This window comes from Actinomadura roseirufa (assembly GCF_900659635.1).
GTDB lineage: Bacteria > Actinomycetota > Actinomycetes > Streptosporangiales > Streptosporangiaceae > Spirillospora > Spirillospora roseirufa.
In genome coordinates, this window is the sequence record NZ_CAACVB010000078.1 from 1 (window position 1) to 25,071 (window position 25,071).

General features: G+C 72.1%; 20 protein-coding genes. 15 read left to right on the forward strand and 5 right to left on the reverse strand.

The window, feature by feature from the left end; translation table 11 throughout:
• From E1291_RS42055 to E1291_RS18295, 6 genes are all read left to right on the forward strand, one after another.
• On the forward strand, positions 1-1,677 hold a 1,677-nt coding region (locus E1291_RS42055; RefSeq protein WP_207400794.1), incomplete at its 5' end, for a hypothetical protein.
• Positions 1,674-3,281, forward strand: a complete 1,608-nt coding sequence (locus E1291_RS18275; protein WP_131739029.1) for an RAMP superfamily CRISPR-associated protein — start codon at positions 1,674-1,676, stop codon at positions 3,279-3,281. The genes E1291_RS42055 and E1291_RS18275, both read left to right, overlap by 4 nt.
• Positions 3,278-3,820, forward strand: coding sequence for a type III-D CRISPR-associated protein Csx19 (gene csx19 / locus E1291_RS18280; RefSeq protein WP_131739030.1), 543 nt, complete (start codon positions 3,278-3,280; stop codon positions 3,818-3,820). The genes E1291_RS18275 and csx19 overlap by 4 nt, the downstream gene beginning before the upstream one ends.
• Positions 3,817-6,021, forward strand: coding sequence for a TIGR03986 family type III CRISPR-associated RAMP protein (locus E1291_RS18285; protein ID WP_131739031.1), 2,205 nt, complete (start codon positions 3,817-3,819; stop codon positions 6,019-6,021). Before csx19 ends, E1291_RS18285 begins: the two co-directional genes overlap by 4 nt.
• Positions 5,990-8,317, forward strand: coding sequence for a hypothetical protein (locus tag E1291_RS18290; protein WP_131739032.1), 2,328 nt, complete (start codon positions 5,990-5,992; stop codon positions 8,315-8,317). Before E1291_RS18285 ends, E1291_RS18290 begins: the two co-directional genes overlap by 32 nt.
• Before the next feature lie 322 nt (positions 8,318-8,639).
• Positions 8,640-9,692, forward strand: coding sequence for a hypothetical protein (locus E1291_RS18295; protein WP_131739033.1), 1,053 nt, complete (start codon positions 8,640-8,642; stop codon positions 9,690-9,692).
• Between the two features lie 15 nt (positions 9,693-9,707).
• On the opposite strand, the gene E1291_RS18300 is transcribed toward E1291_RS18295, so the two are convergent.
• From E1291_RS18300 to E1291_RS18315, 4 genes are all read right to left on the reverse strand, one after another.
• Positions 9,708-10,133: a hypothetical protein gene (locus E1291_RS18300; protein WP_131739034.1), complete on the reverse strand. Its 426-nt coding sequence runs from the start codon at positions 10,131-10,133 to the stop codon at positions 9,708-9,710.
• A gap of 428 nt (positions 10,134-10,561) precedes the next feature.
• Entirely contained in the window at positions 10,562-11,122 is a 561-nt protein-coding gene (locus E1291_RS18305; protein ID WP_242614224.1) for a sigma-70 family RNA polymerase sigma factor, read from the reverse strand.
• 371 nt (positions 11,123-11,493) lie between these two features.
• Positions 11,494-12,060, reverse strand: a complete 567-nt coding sequence (locus E1291_RS18310; RefSeq protein ID WP_131739036.1) for an MFS transporter — start codon at positions 12,058-12,060, stop codon at positions 11,494-11,496.
• 336 nt (positions 12,061-12,396) lie between these two features.
• Positions 12,397-13,434 carry a pyridoxal-phosphate dependent enzyme gene (locus E1291_RS18315; protein WP_131739037.1) on the reverse strand — a complete coding sequence of 346 codons (1,038 nt, stop codon included), beginning with the start codon at positions 13,432-13,434 and terminating at the stop codon, positions 12,397-12,399.
• A 216-nt stretch (positions 13,435-13,650) separates the two neighbouring features.
• Here E1291_RS18315 and E1291_RS18320 point away from each other — a divergent pair, with 216 nt between their 5' ends.
• The 5 genes from E1291_RS18320 to E1291_RS18340 all read left to right on the forward strand — a co-directional run bounded on the left by E1291_RS18320 (position 13,651) and on the right by E1291_RS18340 (position 20,066).
• Positions 13,651-15,207, forward strand: a complete 1,557-nt coding sequence (locus tag E1291_RS18320) for an ABC transporter substrate-binding protein (RefSeq protein WP_165495175.1) — start codon at positions 13,651-13,653, stop codon at positions 15,205-15,207.
• Positions 15,204-16,172 carry an ABC transporter permease gene (locus E1291_RS18325; protein ID WP_131739039.1) on the forward strand — a complete coding sequence of 323 codons (969 nt, stop codon included), beginning with the start codon at positions 15,204-15,206 and terminating at the stop codon, positions 16,170-16,172. The genes E1291_RS18320 and E1291_RS18325 overlap by 4 nt, the downstream gene beginning before the upstream one ends.
• Positions 16,169-18,055, forward strand: a complete 1,887-nt coding sequence (locus E1291_RS18330) for a dipeptide/oligopeptide/nickel ABC transporter permease/ATP-binding protein (RefSeq protein ID WP_131739040.1) — start codon at positions 16,169-16,171, stop codon at positions 18,053-18,055. The genes E1291_RS18325 and E1291_RS18330 overlap by 4 nt, the downstream gene beginning before the upstream one ends.
• Entirely contained in the window at positions 18,049-18,798 is a 750-nt protein-coding gene (locus tag E1291_RS18335; RefSeq protein ID WP_131739041.1) for an ATP-binding cassette domain-containing protein, read from the forward strand. The genes E1291_RS18330 and E1291_RS18335 overlap by 7 nt, the downstream gene beginning before the upstream one ends.
• A 65-nt stretch (positions 18,799-18,863) precedes the next feature.
• Positions 18,864-20,066: an ATP-grasp domain-containing protein gene (locus tag E1291_RS18340; protein ID WP_207400795.1), complete on the forward strand. Its 1,203-nt coding sequence runs from the start codon at positions 18,864-18,866 to the stop codon at positions 20,064-20,066.
• On the opposite strand, the gene E1291_RS18345 is transcribed toward E1291_RS18340, so the two are convergent.
• Positions 20,063-20,800 (reverse strand): class I SAM-dependent methyltransferase, encoded by a 738-nt coding sequence (locus E1291_RS18345; protein ID WP_131739043.1) that lies wholly within the window; start codon positions 20,798-20,800, stop codon positions 20,063-20,065. The two genes, E1291_RS18340 and E1291_RS18345, sit on opposite strands and share 4 nt — an antisense overlap.
• Before the next feature lie 98 nt (positions 20,801-20,898).
• Between E1291_RS18345 and E1291_RS18350 the strand changes: the two genes are divergently transcribed.
• The 4 genes from E1291_RS18350 to E1291_RS18365 are packed head-to-tail and all read left to right on the forward strand — an operon-like array spanning position 20,899 to position 25,032.
• Positions 20,899-21,951: an enolase C-terminal domain-like protein gene (locus E1291_RS18350; protein WP_131739044.1), complete on the forward strand. Its 1,053-nt coding sequence runs from the start codon at positions 20,899-20,901 to the stop codon at positions 21,949-21,951.
• A complete protein-coding gene (locus E1291_RS18355; protein ID WP_131739045.1) occupies positions 21,948-22,694 on the forward strand; it encodes a class I SAM-dependent methyltransferase in 747 nt (248 codons plus the stop codon). Before E1291_RS18350 ends, E1291_RS18355 begins: the two co-directional genes overlap by 4 nt.
• Entirely contained in the window at positions 22,691-23,878 is a 1,188-nt protein-coding gene (locus E1291_RS18360) for an MFS transporter (RefSeq protein WP_131739046.1), read from the forward strand. Before E1291_RS18355 ends, E1291_RS18360 begins: the two co-directional genes overlap by 4 nt.
• The gene (locus E1291_RS18365; RefSeq protein WP_131739047.1) at positions 23,875-25,032 is read left to right on the forward strand and encodes an acyl-CoA dehydrogenase family protein; all 1,158 of its coding nucleotides are present in this window, start codon (positions 23,875-23,877) and stop codon (positions 25,030-25,032) included. The genes E1291_RS18360 and E1291_RS18365 overlap by 4 nt, the downstream gene beginning before the upstream one ends.
• Positions 25,033-25,071 lie beyond the last annotated feature (39 nt).

Here is a 25,071-nt window from a genome sequence, read left to right on the forward strand (position 1 = left end):
CTCGGCGGCGCGGGGCTGCCGCCGAGCGCCGGCGACCTGGCGCGCTGGACCGCCGAGCCGGTTCCGCCGCCCGACCCCGAACCGCCGGCGGGCCCCGACGGCGCCGTGCGGCGGGAACCGGACGACGGCTGGGAACGGGCCGTCCTGCACATGACTCTCGAAACGCCCCTTCTCGCCCACGGCCGCAGCATCGGCAACCTCGTGCAGGGCCGGGACCACGCCCCGGGCTGGATGCTGCTGGGGCCGGTGCTGGGCCGCCTGGATTCGGAGGCCGCCGCCGCGGCGGCGCGCTGCGGGGACCTCGTCGTGACCCCCGCGACCCTACGGGTGGACGGCTCTCCGGGACGGCCCGTCCCCCGCGTCTTCGAGCGCGACAAGGAGAACGGGGACGTCTACCTCAACCGGATGGCGGAGGGCGTCCCCAAGGGCAGAGCCTTCAAGCGGGTGCGCGAGGGATATGTCGCCGGCACGGCGGATGTGGCGGTGACGTCGCCGGGCTTCGTCCTCAGGATGCACAACACCATCGACGACGAGACGCAGCGTCCGGCCGAGGCCGTCGGTGGCGTGTACGTCTATCAGGCGCTGGCCCCGGGGACGGTCCTCGCGGCCGAGGTCCGGGTCCGGCGCGGCGTCCTCGCCCAGGGCTGGTGGACGAGGCTGAACGGCCAATGGCGGCTGGGGCGGTCCAGCAAGGACGACTACGGCCTGGTCTCCGTCACCGCCGAGCCCGGCGACCTGGAAAGCGAGCACGCGCCGGTGGGCATCGGCGGCCGGCTGCGGGTCTGGCTCCTGTCGGACGTCCTCGTCCGCGACGAGCGGCTCGCTCCGAGCGATGACCCGAAGGACTTCGCCCGCGTGCTGGCGAAGGCGTTCGCGGCGGCCGGAGCGGACGGGGTGAAGCTCGAACCCGTCCTCAGGCAGGCCGACCGGATACCGACCAGCTACGAGGTGGCCCGGACCGAGTCCTGGCACCGGAAGTGGCGGCTGCCGAGGCCCGTCCTCCTCGGGTTCGCCGCCGGCGGCTGCCTGACCTTCGAGGTCGCGGAGGGCGCCGTCGGCGCGGACGCCCTGGCCGCCGTCGAGGCGTCCGGCATCGGTGAGCGGCGCGGCGAGGGTTTCGGCCGCGTCCGCCTCAACGACCCGTTCCTCACCGGCGGCGTGCCCGCGAAGACCGGCGGCGTGCGCGCGGCGGAACCACCCGCCGCCGTGCCGCCCGTCACGCGCACCCTGTCTGCGGAGGACCCCGGGCATGCCGGGGCGCGGCTGATCGAGACGGCCGCGTGGCGCACGGAGATCTGGCGGCTCGCCGAGGAGCGCGCGGCGCACCCGGACCGTGTGCTCGGCCCGCTCATCGGCCTGTCGACGACCCGGCTGAACGCGCTGCGCCGCCTGCTCGACCACCTGGACGAGGACCCCGGCCGGCTGAACGGGCGCGTCACCGCCCTCACCCGCCGCTGGAACGCGCCCGACGCGACGGCCGCGATCCGCGCCCTGCTCGTCGAGGACGACGTGTGGGAGACGCTCGGCTTCACCGACCGGGCCGAGCTGACCCTGACCGACGGCGGCCTGGACGCCCTGTCCGGTGACCTGCGGGCGGACGCGCTGCGATCGCTGCTGACCGCGTGCCTCGCCGCCCACGGCCGCCGCAAGGCCCACCCCGAGGAGGCGCGCGCATGACTCCCGCCAGAGGACGCCCGATGGACCGGCGGCTCCGCGTGCGCGGCTGGCTGCGCACGCAGACGCCGCTGCACGTCGGAGGCGTCGCCGTCGACCCGGCCGAGGCGCTCCCGGTCGCCGTGGACGGGCAGGACCGCGTCTACGTGCCCGGCACGAGCCTCGCCGGAGCCCTGCGCGCCTGGATGCGCGGCGCCGATCCCAGGCCGGAGGTCCTGGACGATCTGTGGGGCTTCGCCGACGACGGCGAGCCGGGCGGGGCCCGGGCCAGCCGGGTCGTCGTCCGCGACGCCGTGATCACGGCCACCACCGGCACCGACGGCGACGGGATCCCCGACGATCCGCTCGACCCGCGGTCGCTCCCGGTCAGGCACGGCGTCGGCATCGACCGCGTCACCGGCGCCGCCGCCCCGGGCTTCCTGTACGCGCGCACGATCGTCCCGCCCGGCCGCTACCTGGCCTTCGAGCTCGACATCGAGACGACCCTGGACCACCTCGACCGCGACCGCGCCCGGCTGCACGCCCTGCTGGCCGCGCTCAAGGCCGAGGAGGTCGGTCTCGGCGCCGGGAACGGCAGGGGCCTCGGCGTGGTGACGCTGCTGCCGTCGCCGCTCGCCGTCCACGAGCACGACTTCACCGGCCGCGCCGGCCTGCTCGCCTTCCTCGGCGGCGAGCCGGAGCCGTTCGACGAGTCCCGGGTGGACGAGAGCGCGGCCGACCTGCCCGCCCGCCGCGAGATGCTCACCGTCCAGCTGCGGTGGAGGCCCGACGCGCCCGTCATGGTCCGCGCCACCGGGGAGGGCGCCGCGATCAACACGCTTCCGCTGACCACGGAGATCGGGCGGGACGCGGTCAGGCTCACGCTGAGCGGCAGCTCCCTCAAGGGCGCCCTGCGCGGCCACGCCGAGTTCATCGAGCGCACCGCCCGCGGCCTGGACGCCCCGCCGCCTCCGCTCCGCGACGGGGAGGACGACGACGCGGCGCGGCGGCACGCCGGAGCGTTCCTCGACCAGCTGGACGAGCTCGACGCCGTCCGCGCGCTGTTCGGCGCGGCCCGCCGCGAGGACGCCCGCGGCCACCCGTGGGGCGCGGGCGCCCTGCGCGTCCACGAGTGCGTGAGCGAGACCGCCGTCCCGTCCGAGGTGTGGGACATCGTGGTCGACGGCCTGCCGGACGACGACCCGGACCCGGCGCTGCGGCCGCCCGTGCGCGACGCGCTCGCCGCCCGCGGCCTCGACCAGGCCGACCACGTCGCGATCGACCGCTGGACGGGCGGCGCCGCCGACCACCTGCTGTTCAGCGTCCTCGAACCGCACGGGATCGACTGGGAGCCGATCCGGCTGACCGTCGACCTGACCCGGCTCGGCGGCCACCGCGACGTCGCGGTGGCGCTGCTCCTGCTCGTCCTGCGCGATCTGGAACGGCGCCGGATCCCGCTCGGCGGCATGGTCAACCGGGGGTTCGGCGACGTCACGATCACGTCCGTCGAGTTCCGCGGCAACGGCTGGACGTCGCGCACCACCCTCGCGGACGCCCTCCGGGGCGAGGGCCCGGCGGCAGCGTGGCGCGAGTACACGACGCTCGAACCCACGGGAGGAGCACGATGACCGGCACGGTCCTGGCCGTCGCCGGCCGCGACGACCTCACCTTCGCCGAGGCCATGGAGAGCGCGCCGGACGGGATCGCGCTGCTCACCACGCCCTGGCGGTACGCGGTCGTCACGGCGGACGAGGCGCGCCGCTCCCCGCCCGACGGCGTCTTCGAGGCCCGAGTGTTCGACGGGCGCGCCGAGCTGCGCTGGCTCGTCGACACGGCCGGCCGGGGCGCCGCCGTCGTGCTCAGCGAAGATCCGGACGTCCTGCCCGCCGCCTTCACCGCCCGCGAGCCGCTGGAGGCCGCCGGAACCGTGGAGGGCGGCTACCTGCTGTGGGGCAAGGCCGCCGGGACATCGGACGGCTGGACGACGTTCACCCGGGAACGCATCGGCCGCCTGCGCGTCCCGGGCGAGTTTCCGGCCGGGGCCCACGCCGCCCTGACGACCCGCGAGTACATCGCGCGCGACCCCGACCACGGCAACGCCTACATCGCGGAAGAACGCCTCGTGTCCTTCGAGGTCTCCGAGCCACTGCGCAGGGAGAAGGCATGACCGACAGCAAAGGCCCCAACCCCGCCACGGTCAATTTCCGCAGAAAGCCCGGGGCCGCCGCCCCTCGACCTCGGCCGCCGCAGGCCCGCGCCTCGTCCGGAAAGCCGAAGGAACAGCGGAGGCGGAACGCCGGGAATGGGAACGGCGACATCACGGAACCGTTCCTCAACCCCTACTCCTTCGTCCCGGCCTTCCCCCGCGACGGGATGACCGGCGCGTTCGCCGACGCCGTTCCATCGGGCGCCGACCGTCTACACGAGAAGAATCTGACGGGGACGATCGGCGTCCGGCTGACCGTCCGGACGCCCCTGCTGCTGCTCGACACCGCCCGCGCCCAGAACGCGCCGGACACCGAGGACCAGCACCTCGTCTACCCGGTGCTCCTCAGAAACGGCCGCCCTCACCTGCCGGCCACCGCGCTCAAGGGAATGCTGCGAGCCTCGTACGAGGCCGTCACCAACAGCCGGTTCGGTGTCTTCATCGGGCACGGCGAGCCGCTCGGATGGCGGCGCGTCGCCGACGACGCGCGCGACATGAAACCCGTCCGCGTCAGTGAGGACGGCAAAAGGCTGGAGTACTGGATCCCCGCGCGGCTCTCCTCATATCGCGACGAGCCCGGTCCACGGTATTCGAGGGACCGGCCCCCGGAGCACGGCCGCAGGGTCTGGGTCAGGACCAAACGCGGCAAGAACGCCGAAGAAGTCACCGGCATCAAGCTGTTCACGGAGCGGCGGCCCGGCGACGGCTGGAGAGAAGGGTACGTCTTCGTCACCGGCCGGAACGCGGAGAGGAAACGCGACGAGCGGGTGTTCGTCAGGCCGAACCTGATCGTGCCGGTCGAGCTGACCGATGAGCTTCGCGCCCGCTGGGACGCCCTCATGGACCACTATCGGAAGCAACAGCAGGACATCGAAACCGACGGCGACTTGGACATCAGCCCCCATCGGACCAGCGAGGAACGACGCGGTCTCACTCCGGGGACGTTCTGCTGGGCGTACGAGAAGGACGACCGGATCGAGGCGCTGTATCCGGTCATGATCCCGCGCGAGCTCTCCGTTTCGAAGCCGGCGGAGATGGTTCCGTCAAAGGTGGAACCCGCGTCCTCCTACAGCGAGCTTTCTCCGGCCGACCGCGTGTTCGGCTGGGTCGCCCAAGAAGGGTCCGGTACCCGTCCGGCCGCCTACCGCGGACGGCTGCGCGTCAGCGACGTCACCTGCCTCACCGCCGCGGAAAAGGCCGTCGTCAGATTCTCCGGGACGGGACTTCCGCTGGCGATCCTCTCCCAGCCGAAACCGACCCAGAGCCGCTTCTACCTCTCCCGCAGCGCCACCGAACCCGGCCGTCCTATCGACGACGGCACGTCCAAGAACGACGTGCACCGCACCGGCGACCGTGCCCTCCGGGGACGAAAGGTCTACTGGCACCACAAGCGGGCCGCCGGCAGCGCGCTGTACTGGACCATTCCTCCTGACTCCATGGGCGACCCCACACAGCGGCTCATCGACGGCGTTCTCTACCGGGAGTACCGGCGGCCCAACGAACCCGCCGCCACGGAAATGTCCCTCACCCGCGACAGGTCCGCATACGAGACGACCGGTCGGCCGCAGCGGGACAAGCAGAACCGTTCCGTCCTCGGCTGGATCGCCAAGGACACCGAATTCACCTTCACCATCGGCGTACGCGACATTCCCGAGGTCGAACTCGGCGCGCTGCTCTGGCTGCTGACCCTCGGCGAGGACCATCACCATCGCCTCGGCTTCGGAAAGCCGCTCGGCTTCGGCAGCGTCCACCTCGCGCTGGACCCGGGGCGGACGAACCTGCACACCGGCGCGCAATGGGCGGAGTACTATCGCGATCTCACCGGCGAACTTCCCGAATCACCCGCGGAGACCGTGACGCGAACGTGCGTTCGGGCCTTCCGGGAACTGGCTTCGCGGCAGCCGGGATTCACCGAGATCGAAAGCGCGTTCACGGCCGCCGCCCAGGGCCGGGACGACGTCCCCGTCCACTATCCCCGCGCACGGCCGCCGGAGATGCGGGCCCGGCGCACACCGCCGAACCCGGCGGGCGAGTCGTACGCGTGGTTCACCGCCAACGAGAAAATCCAGGACAGGAACGTTGCACCAGGACGAGGCCGCTCTCTCCCCGCCGCCGGTGACCCCCGCGGACGTGACCTCGACGTCTACAGGAGCGAGGACTGACCCGCCGGGCACGGCTCCGCTGCTGATCCACCCCATCGGCGGCGGCGACCTCGGCTGGGAGCCGATGGCCACGTCCCCCGCGCCGGTCGACTTCCACGGCACCCCCGGCAGGCGCCGCCCCCTGCGGAAGGTCCTCGAAGGACTCGCCGAGACCGGAACGGGCGTCAGCGGCCTGCTCATCATCGCGACGACCAACGTCCATGGCCCCTCGCCGCGGCCCTTCGCGGAGCACGCCGAGCGGATGAAGGAGCTGTTGTGCTCCGCGGAGGGCCTGTGGGGCAGGACGTTCCCGGAGAGCCGCGTCCACATCGCCAGGATCGCCGCCCCCACCGTCCGCGACGGCGTCGAGCCGCTGAAGGCGATGCTGACCGCCATCAGGCCCGCCGAGTGCCTGGTGACGTCCGGCAGCGGCTCCTACGCCCTCGGCGCGGGGGCGGTCCTCGCGGGCATCGAGTCGGGCGTGCCGGTGACCTTCCTCCCGGTCGACGAACCGTCCGCCGCCTACCGCCTGCGCGACCTCATCGACCCGAGCGACACTCTCCACAACTGGCTGCTGCGGCACCGCTTCTGGGACGAGCTCGTCACCGTCGACCCGGACAACGCCGACATCTGGCGGCTGCTCGCCGCACGCCAGCGCGCCGACATCGGCCTCGCCGAGACCGCCACCCCCGTCCCGGGCCTCGACCAGGGAAAACTCGACAAGCTCACCGAGCTCTGGCCGACCGTCCAGGCCGCCTTCTTCGAGCGTCTCGCCCGGGGCGAAGCCATCGACCACTCGCTGCTGCGCACCTGGTTCACCCAGCGCATCGGCAGGCCGTCGAAGAAGGAGGCCGCCGCGCTCTCCGCCTCGGCGAACCGGGTGATCGAGCACCTCGCGGAAAGGCTCAGCGACCCGGAGCGACACGGCGGCGCCGTCCACATCAAGGAGGCCCGCCGCAGGCTCTCACCCGTGCCCAGAGCACGGCACGCACAGCTGGTGGGCGATGCCGAGTTCATCGCCTTCTACGAGGCGAGCGCCTCGCACGGCGCCCATCTCACCCCGCCCGGAACCCGCCGCCTGCCCGGCTCGCTGCTCGACAACGCCGACCAATGGGAATCAGGCGACATCGTCCCCAAACTGGTGGAACAGCGGGGCAGGACGGCATGGCCGGTCCTCGGCACCGGAGACGTCCTGGTGATGATGTGCGTCGGGAAGGGCACCAGAGACGACCCGAGCGACGGCGCGGGCCACGCGGCCGTCCGGGAGGTCATCAACTGGGCGTCCCGGCGCCGTGGGGCCCTCGCCCGCCCCGGCAGGACCAGGCTCCGCCTGCTCGCCAGCGCCGAGACGATGGACCGCGCCCGCTCCTGGGAGACGCTCGCCCGCGCGACCGCCCCGGCCGGCAGCCTCGACGCCGACGTCATCGGCCCCCTCTCCACCGAACCCGGCGACGCCGCCGAGATCAACGCGGCCCTTCTCGGCGAACTCGGCAAGGCCAGGCCGAACGGCCGGTACGGATCGACGAGCCTGCGGGACGTGGACGAGGTCCTCCTCGTTATCAACTCCGGCAAGCCCGTGACACTGAACGGCATGGTCGCCGCGGGCGTCCAGTGGTCCCTGAACGCCGCCTGCCCGCTCCGCGTCGCCGAACTGGGCCGCGACCGGTCGCTCCGCACCGTGATCAACGAGGCCGGCCTCACCCTGTGCCGCCTCGGCATGGACGCCCGCCTGGCCCGCCTCGCCTCGTCCGCCGTCCGCCGCCTCGACACCCGAACGGCACGTCAGCTCCTCGCCAACGGTTCGCGCGCGCTCTCCGGCGCCCGCGAGGCCGCGGACCGGTTCCATCACGACCTGTACGGCCCGGCGGACACCACGATGACGAGGGGCGCCCGCTACGCCCTCGCCCGCGCGCGCCTCGAACTCATCGCGCACGTCCTGGCGGACGAGCCGTGGCCGGCCTGTTACGCGGCGGTCGAAGTGCTGCGCCCCGGCCTCTTCGACTGGGAGGAGTGGAAAGCCCTGAGGGCGGAATTCCCGGCGCTCGGCGCGTTGAACAACCAGCGCAACGCGAGTCCGTACGCCCACCTGCTGGACAGGTCCCGCCATGAGCGGCGTCCGTCTCCCGCCCGTGGACGACGGCCGTCCAAGACGCCGCCCGCCCCGAAGATGATCCTCGATGCCCTCCGTGCCTCCGCCGAGTCGTTTCACCGACTCGGCGCCCCGGACACCGGCCAGAGCATTGCCGATCCAGAACTCGTCGCCCGCTACACGCAGCTGCGCGAGCAGCTTGAGGCACTGGGCGAAGAAGCCCGATGACCGACCATTTCCTTTCAGGCAGAGGAATTGATGGCGGAACGGCTCGGTGAACACGGAGATCGGAAGGGCGAGTTTCCCTCGCAGACGATCGTGCCCGCGGTGGACCGAAAGTCAGAACACGCGCTCCGGGTGGCGACCGGCGCGAAAGGACGCGAGAACGCGCGATCGCTTGACGTGATCAGCGGGCGCCTCCAATAATGGCCCTCGTTCGACGGCCGCGGCCGAAGAGCGTTGCGAGGTTCACGCCTCCTGAGGAAGACCGGGTCTCCAGGCTCCCCGCCTGCGAGACGCCCGGTCTGTTCGATCTGCCCCAGGAGGTTTCGTGCGGCCCATCGTCCATCTGGCCGACCGCGACGACGCGATCGCGTTCCCGGCGTTCTACACCTTCGTTTCCCCGGCACTGCGCGCCGTCGCGCGCGGACCGTTGCGGCGGGCCCGGCACGCCGGCCGGACATGCGAAGGGCCGGCCGGCGAACGGTGGTGCGCCGAATGCGAGGCCACGGCCGATGACCTGCTCCGGCAGAGCTTCAACCGCCTGAGGTCCGCGCTCACCGGGCCGGTTCCGACGACGCGGTCGGGTGAGCCCGTCCGCGAGATGACCCTGGTGCGCGATCACCTGCTGTCCGCCGCCGCGCGCGACGAGGACATCGCGACCTGGGCGAAGGCTCTCCAGGGTGAAGGGAACGACGCCGAGCCCGCATGGCTGCGGGCGGCCCGGGCCCAGCTCGTCCACTACCCGCTGCGGCATCTGGAAGAGGGGACCAGGCGCACCGACGCCGTCAGCCGGGGCGCCTCCGCCCGTCCGGAGCGAGATCTACGGCAGGCCGCCTGGGCAGCTCCGCTCCGCGAGGACGCCGCCATCCTGGACATGCTCACCCTGGTGGTGTTCCGAATGCGGCGCCGGGTCTCCGACCCGTTCCAGGTACCGGACGACCTGCGGGTGCGTCACGGCCTGACACAGGCGGAGGCGGCCCGGCGCATGGGAACGGCCCTGGCCTCCCTGCGCGCGGTCAACCCGGGCTTCTTCGCCGCCAACATCGATGAATCGGCGATCGGCCACGGACCCGAACCGGCGGCGGATCCCCAGCAGGCCCTCCTCGCCACGCAAGAGGCAGCCCGAGCCCGCGCCGTTGTGGCCAACCTGCTCCGCACAGGAGCGGACGACCCGGAGCCGCGCGCGACCCGCAGAAAGACCTACCAGGACGTCGTCGCCGCAATGTGCGCCCTCGGCAATGGCCGCCCCGCAGACCCCGTCGCGGTGGCGGCGAAGGGCCTCGGCGTCGCACCGGACCGGGCTGAACGCCTGGTACGACGGCTGGCGGTCCTGGTGGCCGCGGCGGGCCTGGAATGGACGAGCGAACTGGCGGGGGAGTGACGCCGGGATGTGGGCTCAGGCTCGCATCCAATGGCCGACCTCGTCAGCAAGCAGCTCTATGTCCCGGGCACTCAGCGTCACCTCCATCGACACGTCCGAAGCCTCCACGGTGAGCGAGACACCCTTCGACACCGGCCGCACCGCGAACCGGCTGACCACAGTCCGGTCCTCATCTGCGAGCGACTGTTCGCCGACCAGCAATTCGGGACGCCGCAAACAGGCCGACACCCCTTGCCCTGCGGCGGCGAACAACTCCTGCAAGTCGGAGCCCGCAGACGAAAGATCGAGGTCGGCCCGGAATGTCAGGCCCGCTCGCCCATCGGTGAGCGTCAGCACGGCGAAGGGCCCGTGAAACCAGACGGTGACGCCGCCCGCCTCTACCTCGCGGGGCCCGTAAGGACGGGCGCGAACGCGCCGCGCATACCCCTCGGGATCAGTCATCGGAACGAAAGGACGACGTCGGCGCCGCCGTGGCGAACGTCCTCTGGACCCATCTATACCTCCGAAGCGGATCGGTGCGCTCGGCACACGGGCCAGGCAATCGCGCCCACACCCGGCCCGGCGAAACGCCTGTCGCGACAAGACGCCGCGGTGCCGTCGATCGGATCCAGCGCGACTCGGCGATGGAGCCACCGGCCGATACCCGCCGTGGCCCGTCATGTCCCCTCATGCCCTCAACCGATGGACGACCCGCACCCCAGCACAGCACTACTCGGCGCTCGCCGCCGATCTCGGGGACCGGTTCCGCGTGTATGTACCGGACCGGCGAGGGCGTGGACTGCGCGTGGCCGTCTATGTCTCGATCGCTCGGGCCCGGAAGACGACGGAAACCCCTCTTGATGGCACCGCCTTGTCCCGGGGCTGCCGGGTCAGACCATCCGCTCGGCGGCGCGGATGGTGCCGACCAGCTGCGTGCGGGCACGTGCCACGCGCGAGCGGATCGTGCCGATCGGGCAACCCAGGACGTCGGCCGCCTCGGCATAGGACAGTCCTAAGATCTGGGTGAGCACGAACGGCGCACGCCGTTCCCACGGCACCTCGGCCAGCAGGGCGGTCAGTGCCACGCCTTCCTCCCAGCCGGGGGGCGTGGCGGCTTGACCACGTTCCACGGTTCCCTGCCAGTCGGCCAGGTCGGTGACCACCGGCCGGCGGGCGGCCGACCGGTACCGGTCGATGACGACCCGCCGGGCGATGGACAGCAGCCAGGTGCGGGCGGAGGAGCGGCCGGCGAACGCGGGCAGGCTGTGCAGCACGTGCACGAAGGTCTCCTGGGTGAGGTCGTCCGCCCAGTGGGTGCCGTCCAGGTAGGAGATGAAGCGTCGTACGTCGGTGTAGACGGCGCGGGCGAACGCCTCCACGTCCGCGGGCGCTCCATGGCGGGCGGACAGGGCGAGCCGGGTGAGTTGCTGGTCGTCGATGCCAGTGTTCACGCTGATCGTTCCTTTGAGCGGTCGGGGTGGGTGGCGGGACGCGTGCCGGAGGGGCATGACCGCGGATGCGCGATGGCCTCTACGGCACCATCCGGCGATACGCGTCTCGATGCGGCGACTGTTCGTGATCGGGAGCCGAGCCGCGGGCTGGTCGCCGCGGCCGTGTCTTCGGGGACGGCGGTCGGCCGACCGTCATCGCCGGGTTCGGGGTGGTGGTACCGCGGATGGCCGAGGCCCGGACGGCACAAGATCACCCGGTGGCGGGGTCACCCTCGTCTCGGTCGTCGCACAGGTCTGATCTCGATCAGATCAGGACGCGAGCCGTCGCGAGCACCCGGGCGTTCGCGGGCACTGCGAGGATCTGGCCGTGTTCAGACGAGGGCGACGCGCGCCGGAGGTCCCCGCCGCGACTTGACGTGCCTCAGCGCCTGGGCGGGAAGAGGGCGGCGCCCACCGGGAACGGCTCTGGTCCGCGGGGGGCCGTGCACGATGGTGGGCCGCGGCCAGGACAGGGAGCACAGCGCCCAAACGGCCACGCAGCGGACCAGGGCGCACAGCCCCGCCTCGCCGCGTTCGAGCCACCACGAGGTGATCAGCACCGCGACCGCGTGCGCCAGCAGCATGCCGAGGCCGGACGAACCGTCCGATGCGACCGACATGCCGTGCGCGGTCATGCCGTCCGCGGCCGTGGCCATCTCATGTGGAGGGGAGCACCGTGAGAGCAGGAGGTGCAGAACCACCTGGCAGACGGCCACGGCGGGAAGGATCGTGCCGATGGAGTGTTCGCGGCGCGTCAGTACCAGGGCCGGGACGAACACCAAGGCCAAGCCGATGGTCAGGACGAGCGGTTCGACCGCTCCACCCCCGGCCAGGTGGCCGCCGGCCGCGAGCCCGGCGCACGTCGCGGCGAACATCGCCGCGCGCACTGGGCGCACCATCGACCACAGCTCCATGATGCGTGGATTCTTCCATAATTTCCGATTGGCGTCATTAGTCCCAAGCTGCGTCGATCGATGCGTTTGTCGTTCAGTTCGCTCCGGCCACATCCACAACCGGGCCGAACTCGTCCCTCAGGCGCGGCTGGACCTGATCCGACACCGGCGAGGTCCAGCCGCTTCTGCTCTCACTGACGCCGAACGGACCAATTCATCCGCTGCTCCAAGGGCTCGACAAGCCTTCCGCTTTCGGGTTTGGGTACACATTTTCCTGGTCTTTGGCATATCCGAATCAGGGAGAAGTGGCCTGGACGGAGTCGGCTGGGCCGCCGCCATGCCTCATGCCCGTGGGTAACGGCGCCGGCCCCAGTCCATGGCGGACCACGGCGGTGTGAGGTCGTCCAGGGAGCTGATTTCGGTCGGCTTCAAAGTGTCCGGGTCGAGCGCCTCCCGGTGCCGGGCGAAGACCTTCTCCACGTACCGGTGTCCGGTGTCCGCGCCGATCACGAGGAGCGTGCGCTCGGGATGGCGTCGCGCCTCCTGCGAGGCGACCAGGTAGGCGGCGCCGGTGGACAGGCCCGCGAAGACGGCGTGCGTGCGCATCAGGCCGATCGTGCCGGCCATGGCGTGCTGGAAGGTCAGCCAGTGCATGTGGTCGTACAGTTCGGGACGGACGTTGCCGAAGGGAATGGCGCTGCCGATGCCCGCGATGATGGCCTCCGGATCGTGGAACCGTTCACTGCCGAAGCTCACGCTGCCAAAGGGCTGGACGCCGATCAGCGGGGTCGACGGGTCGTGCAGCCGCAGCGGCTGGATCAGGCCCGCGCTGGACGAGCCCGTGCCGACGGCGGCCACCACGGCGAGGCGGGCGTCCGGCAGCGCGGCGCGCACCAGGTCGGCCAGTTCCGCGTATCCGAGGTAGTGCACCGGGTCGTGGTACTGGCGCATCCAGTACATGTCGGTGTTGGCCCGCAATAACTGGTGTATCCGGTGGACCCGGCGATCCTGGTCGAGGCGCAGATCGGACTCGGCGGGCATCTGGTCGACCGTCGCGCCGAGGATCTCCAGCTGGACCCGGATGGGCGACGTGACCGTGGTCGAGGCGACGATGTGGCAGCGCAGGCCGTAGCGGTGGCAGACCATCGCCAGGGCCAGCCCGTAGATGCCGCTCGAACTGTCGACGAGGGTGTCCCCGGGCCGCACCGTGCCGTCGGCGAGCAGGGCCCGCACCGCGCCGAGGGCGGCGTAGATCTTCAGGGTCTCGAATCGGATGAGCACCGCGTTGTCCGACAGCCGGATCAGGCTCGGCGCCCGGATGCCGTCGGTGATGTGGCCGTGGACGGTCGTGGAGATGTCGGGCGGGACCAGGAATGGCATGGGCGGTCGTCCCTCGGGTCGTGCCGTCATGCGGGCGGCAGGTGTGTCCCTGTCGGTGTGTTGACCGGTCTTGGGAGAGGTCGCGCGCGCGATCGAGTTGGTTCCCCGGTGATGGATCGGCCGATGTCGCGGGAACTGGACTCGCGGTCCCACCGACTACCTCTGCGGCGGGCGCTCGCCTGCCGCACCGATGGCCACCGTCCGCTTGGAGGAGCCTTGGCACGAGTTCGTCCACTCGCGGCCCTTGTCACGTCGTTGGTGCTGGTCGGCGCGTGCGGTGCCCCCGCCGGCCACGGCGCCTCCACGAGCCCGGTGTTGCGCATCGGCTTGGGGGAGGAGTCCGGGGCCCTGGACCCGCACGCCTTCACCGGCAATTTCCTGATGGTCGACGCGATCTACGAGCCGCTCGTCACCTATGCCGCGGGCGGGAGACTGGAACCGGGGCTCGCGACGTCGTGGCGCGTCGCCAAGGGCGGCAGGCAGGTGACGTTCGACCTGCGCGACAACGTCCGGTTCACCGACGGGACGCCGCTCGACTCGTCCGCCGTCAAATGGAACTTCGACCGGTGGGTCGGCAATAAGAAGTTCAGCTTCTTCCGGGCCTCTCAGGTCATCTCCGCCGTGGACACCCCGGATGCCGACACGGTCCGGCTGACGCTGTCGGAGCCGTACGAGCCGCTGTTACAGGAGATGTCGATCGTGCGGCCGGTGCGGTTGCTCAGCCCGAAGTCCGTGAACGCGGCCGGTGGGTTCCAGACCCCGGTCGGCACCGGTCCCTGGAAGCTGGTGTCGAACTCGGCCAAGGGGGCGACGCTGGTTCGCAACGACGGCTACTGGGGGACCAAGCCCAGACTGCAGCGGCTGGAGTTCAAGGTCATCCCCAGTTCCCAGGCGCGTGCGGACGCGCTCGCCAACCGCGAGATCGATCTCATCGGCGGCTCCTACCTGTCCGCCATCACGCCGGTGGAGGCCAGGGCGCTGAGCAAACGCGCCGGCGTCAAGCTGCTCACCGGCGCGCCGGATGTCTCGATCATGCTCGGCTTCCAGCCGAAGGGCCCGGCCGGGGACAAGGCCGTCCGCGAGGCCGTCCGCCAAGCCGTCGACACCGCGTCCCTGAGCAAGGCGCTGTTCATGGGCTACGCCGAGCCCGCACGCCGGGTGTTCCCGCCCGAGGTGCCCGACTCCGGGACCGACCTCCCGCTCTACTACGACCAGGCCGCCGCCCGCCGCACGCTGGACGCCGCCGGATACACGCTCAGCGGCGACACCCGGGTCAAAGACGGCAAACCGCTCTCCCTCAAGCTGCTCATCCCCTCGACACCGGCGCAGGGGCAGCTCGACCCCAGGTCCATGGCCGCCGCCATCGTCGCCGCCCTCAAGCAGGTCGGCGTCAAGGTGGAGATCGCCCAGGTGGACGCGGCCTCCTACTATGACGAGCGGGCAGAGGACAACTGGGACATCACGTTCTTCGAGGGGCTCGGCGCGCCGTACGACCCCTCCGGCTCGGTCGTGTCCATGTTCACCACCGACGCCCGCGGGCCGCTCTGGGCCACCCCCGCAACCAAGGCCGCGGTCGACCAGGCCGTGTTCGCCCGTGACACCGCCTCCCGCGCGGCGGCTTATCAGAGGCTCTATACCGTGGTGGCCGGCGACGCCGGTTTCGTGCCGCTGGTCTACCGGAAGCGGCTGTGGGCCGTCCGGGACGCGGTGAAGGGTTTCGCGGTGCCGCCCACCGACCTCGACCTTGGGGTCACCGGGGTCACCGTCAAGTGAAGGCGCCCGATCGGCTGGCCACCGGTGGCGGGTACGTTGCCCGCTGGGCCCTCGACACCGCCGGTGTGCTGCTGACGATGTCGGTGGGCACCTTCGCGCTGGTCCTGTTCGCCCGCGGCGACCCGGCTTCGGTGCTCGCGGCGACGCGGGCCGGGCGCCCGGCCACACCCGAGCAGATCGAGGCCGTCCGCGTCGAGCTCGGTCTCGACGCCCCCGCTCCGGTGCGGTACGCGCGCTGGCTCGCCGGCGCGTGCACCGGTGACTTCGGGCTGTCGCTGCGGACGAACCTGCCCGTGGGGTCCGAGGTCGCCGACAGGCTCGGCGTCACGCTCGGGCTGGTCGCGGGTTCCGCGGTGACCGGCGTCGTGGTCGGCCTGGCCGTGGGAGTGGCGGGGGCGGTGCTCCCGCGCGGCGTCCTGCGCGGCGCCCTGCGGGCCGGTGCGCTGCTGGTGACCTCGGTGCCGGTGTTCTGGCTGAGCTACCTGATGGTGCTGGTGTTCGCCCTGCGCCTGGGCCTGGTGCCGACATCGGGAATGGCCGGCCCGGAGACGTGGATCATGCCCATCGCGGTGCTCGCGTTGCCGACCGCCGGTGTGCTCAGCCGGGTCGTCGCGGTCACGCTGCGCGAGGCCCTGGACAAACCGTATGTACGGGCGGCGCAGGCCCGAGGCAGCGGCATGCCGTCGATCGTGCTCCGCGACGGGCTGCCGAACGCGGCGGGACCGATCCTGTCCGTCGCGGCGTTCGGCATCGGCGGCCTGCTCGTCAGCACGGTCGTGGTGGAGGAGGTCTTCGGCTGGCCCGGTCTCGGGTCCTATCTCGTGCACGCCGCCGGTTCCCGGGACGTACCGGCGTTGCAGGCCGCGACGCTCGTGCTGGGCGGCGGGTTCATCCTGACCAACCGGTGCGCGGATCTCGTGCAGGGGCTCATCGACCCTCGCTCCCGGCGGCGGTGGGCCAGATGAACGGCCTGCTCCACCGGCCGGGGGCGCGCACGGCGCTGATCGCGGTCCCCCTGGTCCTGTTCGCGGTCGCGGGCGGGCTGGCACCACTGCTGGCACCGGCCGATCCCGGCGTCGGCGACCTGGCCGCCTCGCTGCGTCCGCCGTCGCCTCAGCACCCGCTGGGCACGGATCAGCTCGGCCGCGACCAGCTCAGCCGGCTGCTGTACGGCGCGCGGATCTCCATGACGATCACCGCGGCGGTGCTGGCGATCTCGCTCGCCATCGGTGCCGTCGTCGGGGCCACCGTCGGTTACCTGGGCGGATGGGCCGACTGGGTCGTCGCCCGGGTGATCGACGTGGTGGTGTCGCTGCCCGGGATGCTGGTGGCCCTGGCGGTGATCGGGGCGCGCGGGCCCGGCGTGGAGAGCCTCGTCCTCGCGCTGTCGCTGTGGTCGTGGGCGCCGTACGCCCGGATCGCCCGTGCCCGCGTCGCCGGAATGCGGGGCAGCCCCCATATGGACGCGCTACGGCTGCTCGGGGCCGGGCGCGTGCGCATCATCGGCCGGCATCTGCTGCCCCCGGCGCTGGCGCCGTGCCTGGTCTACGCCAGTACGGACGTCGGCACGATCGTCCTCGGCGTCGCCACGCTGAGCTTCCTCGGCCTCGGTGTCGCGCCGCCGCATGCCGAGTGGGGCCAGATGCTCATCGAGGGACAGCCGTTCCTGGGCTCCGCATGGTGGCTGGCGTATCCGCCCGGCATCGCCGTCACGGCGGTGGTCTTCGCCAGCAACCTGCTCGGCGAGCGGCTGGCGTCGGGTGAGGAGGCCCCCTCGCTCCTCCGGCTGGCCTTTCCCGGACGGATCCGGCGGGCGGCGCGATCGGCGCGACCGGCCGTCGTGGCGGAACCGGCCGCCGTCCAGGACTCGGTGCTGGTGGTGCGGGACCTGTCCGTCGCGTACCCGGGCGACGGCGGGCTCCGCCGCGTCGCGGCCGGGATCTCCTACGAGGTGCGGCGCGGGCAGGTGCTGGCGCTCGTCGGCGAGACCGGAAGCGGCAAGACCACGGCCGCGCTGGCGCCGTTCGGCCTCCTGGATCCGCGGGCGGTGGTCACGGGCTCGGCGATGCTCGGCGCCCGCGAGCTCGTCGGACCCGTTCCGCGGGAGCGGCGGCGGGTCGGCGTGGTCTTCCAGGACGGCGCCGCCGCGCTCAACCCGCTGCGGACGATCGGCGCGCACATCGACGAGGCGGTCCGCAACGCGGGCCGGGGCGGCCGGCGCGGCGCGACCCGCCGGGTCACCGAGGAACTGCTGGGCACGGCCGGCCTGCCGGACCCCGCGATGGTCGCCCACTGGTTCCCGCACCAGCTCTCCGGCGGCATGCGGCAGCGGGCACAGATCGCCATGGCGCTCGCCGGGGAGCCGGAGCTGCTGGTCGCGGACGAGCCCACGTCCGCGCTCGACGTGACCGTGCAGGCGCAGTTGCTCGACCTGCTGGCCGGCCTGCGGGACGAACTGGACATGGCCATGGTCGTCGTCAGCCACGACCTGGCGGTGGTGGCGCGCCTCGCCGACAGCGTGGCCGTCGTGTACGCCGGCCGGATCGTGGAGTCGGGGCCGCTCGAAACGCTGATCAAGGCTCCGGACCACCCCTACACCCGGGGCCTGCTGGACGCCGTGCCACGTCCCGGCACGGCACCGGGCACCCGGTTCCGCACCATGCCCGGCCGGTCCGGGATCGGCCCGGACGACACGGCCGGGTGCGGGTTCGCCCCCCGCTGCGCGTTCGCGACGCCGGCCTGCACGACCGAGCGGCCGGTTCTGGAACCCCTGGACCCCTCGGCCGCGCACCGGTCGGCGTGCCTGCGCCATCCGAGCACGTCCACGACCACGGACGGGACATGCTAGAGATCGAAAGCGTCAGCGCGGGCTACGCCCATGACGGCACGACCGTGATCGAGGACGTCACCCTGCGGGTCGCGGCAGGCGAGATCGTCGGCCTGGTCGGCGAGTCCGGCTGCGGCAAGTCGACGCTGGCCCGCGTCGTCACCGGCCTGCACCGGCCCAGCGCGGGAACGGTTCGCGTCGCCGGAGTGGACGTGCACGCGCTCCGGGGCCGGGCGCTGCGGGCACATCGGCGACAGGTCCAGATGGTGTTCCAGGACCCCTATCTGACGCTCAGCCCGCGGCAGACCGTACGTCAGGCCCTCACCGAGCCGCTGACCATCCACCGGGTCGGCGACGCCCGGTCCCGGGCCGCGCGGGTGAGCGAGCTGCTGGACCTCGTCGAACTCGACCCGCAGGTCGGCGACCGCCGTCGCGGGCAGCTGTCGGGCGGGCAGCGGCAGCGGGTGGCGATCGCCCGCGCGCTGGCCCTGGACCCGCGCCTGCTGATCTGCGACGAACCGGTCACCGCGCTCGACGTGTCGGTCCAGGCGAAGGTCCTGAACCTGCTCTGCGACCTGCGGGACCGGCTCGACTTCGGCTGCCTGTTCATCGCCCACGACCTCGCGGTGGTCTCCCAGCTCGCCGACCGGATCGCGGTCATGTGGCGCGGCCGGATCGTCGAACAGGGCCCGACCGCGGCCGTGACCACCGACCCCCGGCACTCGTACACGCGCCTCCTGCTCTCGGCGACGCCCACCATGTGACAACGGGCGGGAACCATTCGGGTCGCCGGGCCGACAACCTGATCGTGACCATCGCCTGCCTTGAAATGCTCTCCTTCGGACTCGCCCACCTCGCCCGGGCCGCCCGCGGCGCCGGCGAGCGCCTGGTGCTGCTGACCGGCGTCGAGTCGCTGTACCTGCACGAGCTCGCCACGCTGCCGCCCGGATCGATCGAGGTCGTTCCCGTGGACACCGGCGACCGCCGGGCGGTCGCCGGGGCCCTGCACGCGATCGAGGACCTGCGGGGCCTGATCAGCTCCACCGACACGTGGGGCGTGACCGGCGCCGAGCTCGCCGCCGAGTTCGGCCTGCCCGGCATCGACCCGGCGGTCGTCCGGCTGGTGCGCGACAAATCCGAGGTTCGGGACCTTCTTTATCGAAAGGGGCTCAGTCCGTTCGCGCCCTTGGCGGTGGACGACGTGGCCGCGCTGAGCCTCGACCGGCTCGCCGCCGCCGTCGGGCTTCCGGCCATCGTCAAGGACACGGCCGGCACCAGCAGCCGGAACGTGTGGCTCGTCCGCGACGCCGAGGACCTCGCCCGCCTCCACCGCGAGGCGGCCGGTGCGACGCTGTTCGGGCGGCTGTTCGCCGAGCCGTTCCTCGCCGGGCCGGTGTACAGCGCCGAGACCGTCACCTGGGCCGGGCGCACCCGGCTGCTGGGGCTGTCGAGCCGCCTCATGTCGCCACAGCCGTGGTTCCGCGAGGACGTGACCGCGTTCCCGGCGGCGCTGCCCCCCGACGACGTCCGCGAGGTCGAGAGGTGGCTCGGCGACCTGCTGGCCGTCCTGGGCTACACCGACCGGTTCGCTCACATCGAACTGGCCATGACCGCGGACGGACCGCGCCTGATCGAGGTGAACCCGCGCATCGGCGGCGCGCTCGTCGGCGAGTCGATGTGCCGCGCCCTGAAGGTCAACGTCTACGAGGGACTCGTCGACCTCGCGCTCGGCCGGCGCCCACGGCTCCTCGACGCGCCCCTGGGCGGGGGACCGGCCGTGGCGTTCGTCCTGGTGTACCCGGACCGGCCCGGTGAGCTGGCCGCCGTGCACGGCCTCGACGACATCGCCCGCTATCCGGGCCGGGCCGAGTGGTATCCGACCAAGGAGATCGGCACGGACATCGCCCATGTCACGGACGGACGCGGCTACGCCGGAATCCTGCTCGCCGAGGGGCCGACCGCGGAGATCGCCACACACCGCGCCGTCGCCGCGGCGGCCGCCCTGCGCGCCGAGACGCGTCCCGCGTGCTAGGCCCGGCCGCCCCGCACGATCAGCCGGCGCGCGCGGTGGTCGAAGGGCTCGGCGTCGAACCCGCCGAAGCACTCGACACCGGAGAGACCCGCCTCGTCGAGCATCCGCTTGAGCTCGACCGCGCTGTAGAGGTGGTGCTCGATGAACGCCTGCCGCGCCCGGCCGTCCCGGACGAGGTAGAAATCGTCCCGGAAGCGGGTCCAGTCGTCGAGGACGGTTCCGCGCACGATGAGCGTGCCCCCCTCGACGTCGAGGATCTTCGGCTGGGCCCCCTCCCGGGCCATGACCTCTTTGCCGTACAGGTCGATCAGGAGCCGGCCGCCGGGCGCGAGGCAGGCCCGCGCGTTGCGCAGGACCCGCATGTTCTCGTCGTGGTCGTCGAACAGGCCGAACGAGGTGTACATGCTGATCACCAGGTCGAACCGGTCCGGCTCGACGAACTCGCGCATGTCCGCCCGGACGAGCCGGACGTCGACGCCGGCCTCGGACGCGGCCTTCGAGGCGCGGTCGAGCAGCGCCGCGCTGAGGTCCACGCCCGTCACCTCCGCCCCCCGGCGGGCCAGTGGAATCGTGTACGTCCCCGGGCCGCATCCCAGATCGAGCACCCTGGTCCCGGGCGCCACCCGCAGCAGCGGCGACGAGCCGGCCCTCTCCTCGGCCTCAACGGCGCGTTCGGCGGAGAACAACACATCGGAGAAGTCGGCCCACAGTGTCTCGTCCTCGAACCAGTCCATCGCCGTTCCCTCCACAATCGACCCGATCCCCTGTGCAGTAGGTCGCCTCCGGGGTCCGGCTGGTTCCCGCCTCCTCCGACATCTGGGAAAGGGCTGTCATGGATCTGAGCCTGTCCGTCCGTCGCGTGTCCTTACGGCTGACCGAGACCGTGCGGAGCTCCCGCGGTGAGATCGATTCCGTCGACACCTGCATGGTCGCCATCGCGCACGGTGGCGTCGTCGCGTACGGAGAGGGCACGCCCATCGAGTACGACGGCGTCACCGCGGATGACGTCGCGCGGGCCGTCGAGTCCGATGGGCCGGCCCTGCTCGGCCGGGACCTGAGCGACCCGCAGGCGGCCCTCGACCGCGTCGAGCGATGGGACGCGCCCGCCGGCGCCCGGATGGCCCTCGACGGCGCGCTGCACGACTGGATCGGCAAGGCCGCCCGGCAGCCGACGTGGAAGGTGCTCGGCACTCCCCGGACCCTAGGGCCGACCGTGTACACGATCGGGATCGCGAGCCCCGGCGAGGCGGCCAGGGTGGTCCAGAACGCACCACCGGTGGGCGCGCTCAAAGTGAAGGTCGGCGGCTCCGACGACATCGAGGTCCTTGAGGCCATCCGGAGGGTGACCCCGCTCCCGATGCGCATCGACGCGAACGAGGCGTGGGACCTCGACCTCGCCCGCGCCCTGACCCCACGTCTGCGCGCGCTCGGCATCCAGCTCATCGAGCAGCCCTTTCCCAGGACCGAGATCGACGACTACCACCGCTACCGGGAGCTGCCCTGCCGGCTCCCCATCGTCCTCGACGAGGGATGCACCGACGTGGAAAGCGTCCACGCCGCCGGGAAACTCTCCGACGGCATCGTCGTCAAGTTGTGCAAGGCCGGGGGCGTCCGTGGCGCCCGGCGGGTCATGGAGGCCGCCCGGCATGCCGGGCTCACGGTCCTGCTCAGCTGCATGTGCGAGTCGGAGCTCGCCATCAGCCAGGCCGCGCTCCTCGCGCCACTGGCCGACCACATCGACCTCGACGGCCATCTCTACCTGAGCGAACCGCCCTTCCACGGGCTCGGCCTCCAGGACGGGCGGATCGTCCTAGGAGAGGCGCCCGGCCTCGGGGTGACGCCCGGAACCATCTCCACACCCGGTCCGGAACGGAGGAGAGCGTGAACTGGTACGAGGACATGAACCTGTGGTCGGGCTTCTCGGAGGTCCTCTTCACACCCGAGCGGGCGCGAGCCGCCGCCGAGGTGGTGGCCTCCTCGCCCCTGTTCGCGTTCGCTCCGGGAAGCCGCGTGCTCGACCAGGGCTGTGGCGTCGGCTTCTTCGCCGAGCCGATGGCCCGCCACGGCTACCGGGTGACGGGCGTGGACCTCCATCCCGAACTGCTCGACCGCGCGGCGGCCGCGTGCGCCGCCGCCGGAGTGCAGGCATCGTTCGTGCAAGCCGATGTACGTGAACACGTGGTGCCGGACGCATACGACGTGGTGGTGAACATGTACACGTCCTTCGGCTACTTCGACGAGCACGAGGACAACCTCCAGGTCCTGCGCAACGCCCACCGATCCCTCGCCCCGGGAGGCCGGCTGATCGTCGACCTGCTGAGCAAGGAGACGTACGCGTCCTGGGCCGGCACCCCGAAGATCGTCGACGTGCCCGGCGGCATGGTGGTCATGCGCGACACGATCCTGGACGACTGGGCCCGCTACCGCACCGACTGGACGCTGGTCCGGGGCGACAAGGCCGAACACGCCTCGCTCATCTGCCACGTCTACAGCGCCGCCGAGCTGCGCGCCATGTTCGCGCAGGCCGGATTCCAGGAGATCGAGTGCTTCGGCACCCTGGACGGCGCCCCGTACGACGCCGGCGCCACCCGCCTGGTCGTCCGAGGCGTCAAGGCACGGCCGGCGTGACACCGGGCGGTGTCCGCTCGTTCACCGGCGTCCAGATCGCCCTGCTCGGGAGCGGGCTGCTCGTCAACCTCATCAGCTTCTCCGTCTACCCCTACCTCGCGGTCCTGCTCCGCGAGCGGATGGGCCTCGGCATGGACCAGGTCGGTATCGTCCTCGGGCTGGCCACCCTCGTGCAGTTCGCCGGAGGGCTGCCGGGCGCGGCGCTCGCGGAACGCATCGGGCTCCAGCGGTCCCTGCTGCTGGCGATGGTGCTGCAGACCTTCGGATCGCTGGGGTTCCTCGCCGGCGGAGCCTGGCCGGCGGTGACGATCGCCGCGCTCTTCCTCCGGTCTGCGGCCACCGCGCTGTACTCGCCGAGCGTCCGCGGCTACGTGGTGCACGGCGCGGGCCCGGACGAGCGTCCGCGGCTGGTGTCGGCGAGCTACGCCACCGGCAACGTCGGGGTCGCGCTCGGGCCGGTGGCGGGAGCCCTGTTCATTCACGACCCGGGCGGGATGTTCGCCGTCGCCGTCGCGCTGCACGCTGCACTGACGATCGGGCACGCGCTGCTGCCACGGGAGACCCCCGACGACCGCGAGGCGATCGAGCCGCTGCGCCGGGCCCTGGGGGGCCTCGCGGTCCTGCCGTTCGCGGTCACCGCCCTGGCCATCTACCTGCACATGAACTTCTACCAGTACCTCTCTTCTTACGCGGAGGGCCGGGTGCCCACGATGTTCTACGGCTCCGCCATGATGGGCTACTCGCTGCTGCTCGTCGTGCTGCAGCCCCTGGTCACGGGCCGGGTCGAGCGGATGCGGTACGAACACGCGATGGCGCTCGGCTTCGGTGGCCTGGCCGCCGGCGCGCTCGCCTTCACCGGCGGGAACGAGATCTCGATCGCCGCCGGGATCGCCGTCATCGGCGCGGGCAACTCCGTCCTGTTCCTCAAGAACGTTCTCGAGGCGCTCGCCCGCACGTCCCGCTCGCCGGCGGTCGTCTTCGGTCACCAGCGGCTCGCCGAGGGCACCGGCGCGTCCCTGAGCGGGCTCGTCGGCGGAGGAACGTACCAGGTGTTCGAGTCCGCCGGACTCCTCCCCGGATTCTGGGTGGCCGTCGCCGCCCAATGCCTGCTGCTGCCCGCGATCGTGCTCGTCCTGCATCGCCGGCTCCGTCGCCCCGCGATCCAACCTGGAGGTTCCCGATGAACCCGGCGGAAGCACTGGAAACCGCCCGTACCGTCGCCGAGAGGCTTCGTGCGAACGCCGTCGCCCGCGACCGCGCCAACCTGCCGCCCAAGGCCGAGATCGACCTGCTCCGCGACAGCGGCCTGCTCGCCGTCGCCCCGGACGACCACAGGACCGCGCATGCGGTCACCCGGATCGTCTCGGCGGGCGACGCCTCGATCGGTCACCTCCTCGGCTACCACTACCTGCACCTGTGGCGGGCCGCGCTGTACGACAACACCGAGCTCGCCCGCCGCCTGTGGCGGGAGGCCGCCACCGGCGGGCACTTCGTGGCCGCGGTCAGCAACCCGCGCGACACCATCAGGGCCACCACGACCGGCGACGGGCTGTCCATCTCCGGCCGAGGCGCCTTCGCCACCGGCTGCGCGGTAGCGGACCGGCTGCTGGTCAGCGCGGTCCGCGACGACCGCGAGACCCGCCTCGTCGCGGTGGTCGGCGGCGACGCCGCGGGAGTCTCGCATCCACCGGACTGGGACAACCTGGGCCAACGCCTGACGGCCAGCGGCAGCATCGTCCTTGAGGACGTCCAGATCGGCCACGGTGACGTGCTGGGCACCTTCCCGGCCGACGAGGACGAGTCGAGCCCGCGGTGGCTCCGGCTGTCGCTGGTCTCGCTGGCCTTCCAGACGGTGCTCACGCAGATCCTCGTCGGCATCGCCGAAGGAGCCCTGGACGAGGCCGTCCGGTACACGCGCGAGCGGACACGCCCGTGGCCGGCCAGCGGTCTCGAGCGGGCCGTCGACGACCCGCACATTCTCGCCGGGTACGGGGAACTCGCCGCGACCCTCCACGCGGCCCGCCTCCTGGCCGACGACGCGACGCGCGCGTTCGCGGAGGCCGACGCCCGCGGCCTCGACCTGACCGCGGCCGAACGGGGCCGGACCGCCCTGACCATCTCCGCCGCGAAGGTGGTGTCCACCCGGCTCGCGACGGAGACCGCAAGCCGGGTCTTCGAATTCACCGGCGCCCGCGCCACGACCCGCTCGACCGGCCTAGACCGATTCTGGCGCGACGCCCGCACCCTCACCGTGCACGACCCGGTCGTCTACAAGTCAAGAGAACTAGGCGCGTACCTTCTCACCGGCGAGATCCCCCCGATCACGCCCTACAGCTGAAAGCAACCACCCATCCAAAGGGACTCTGACACGAACGCG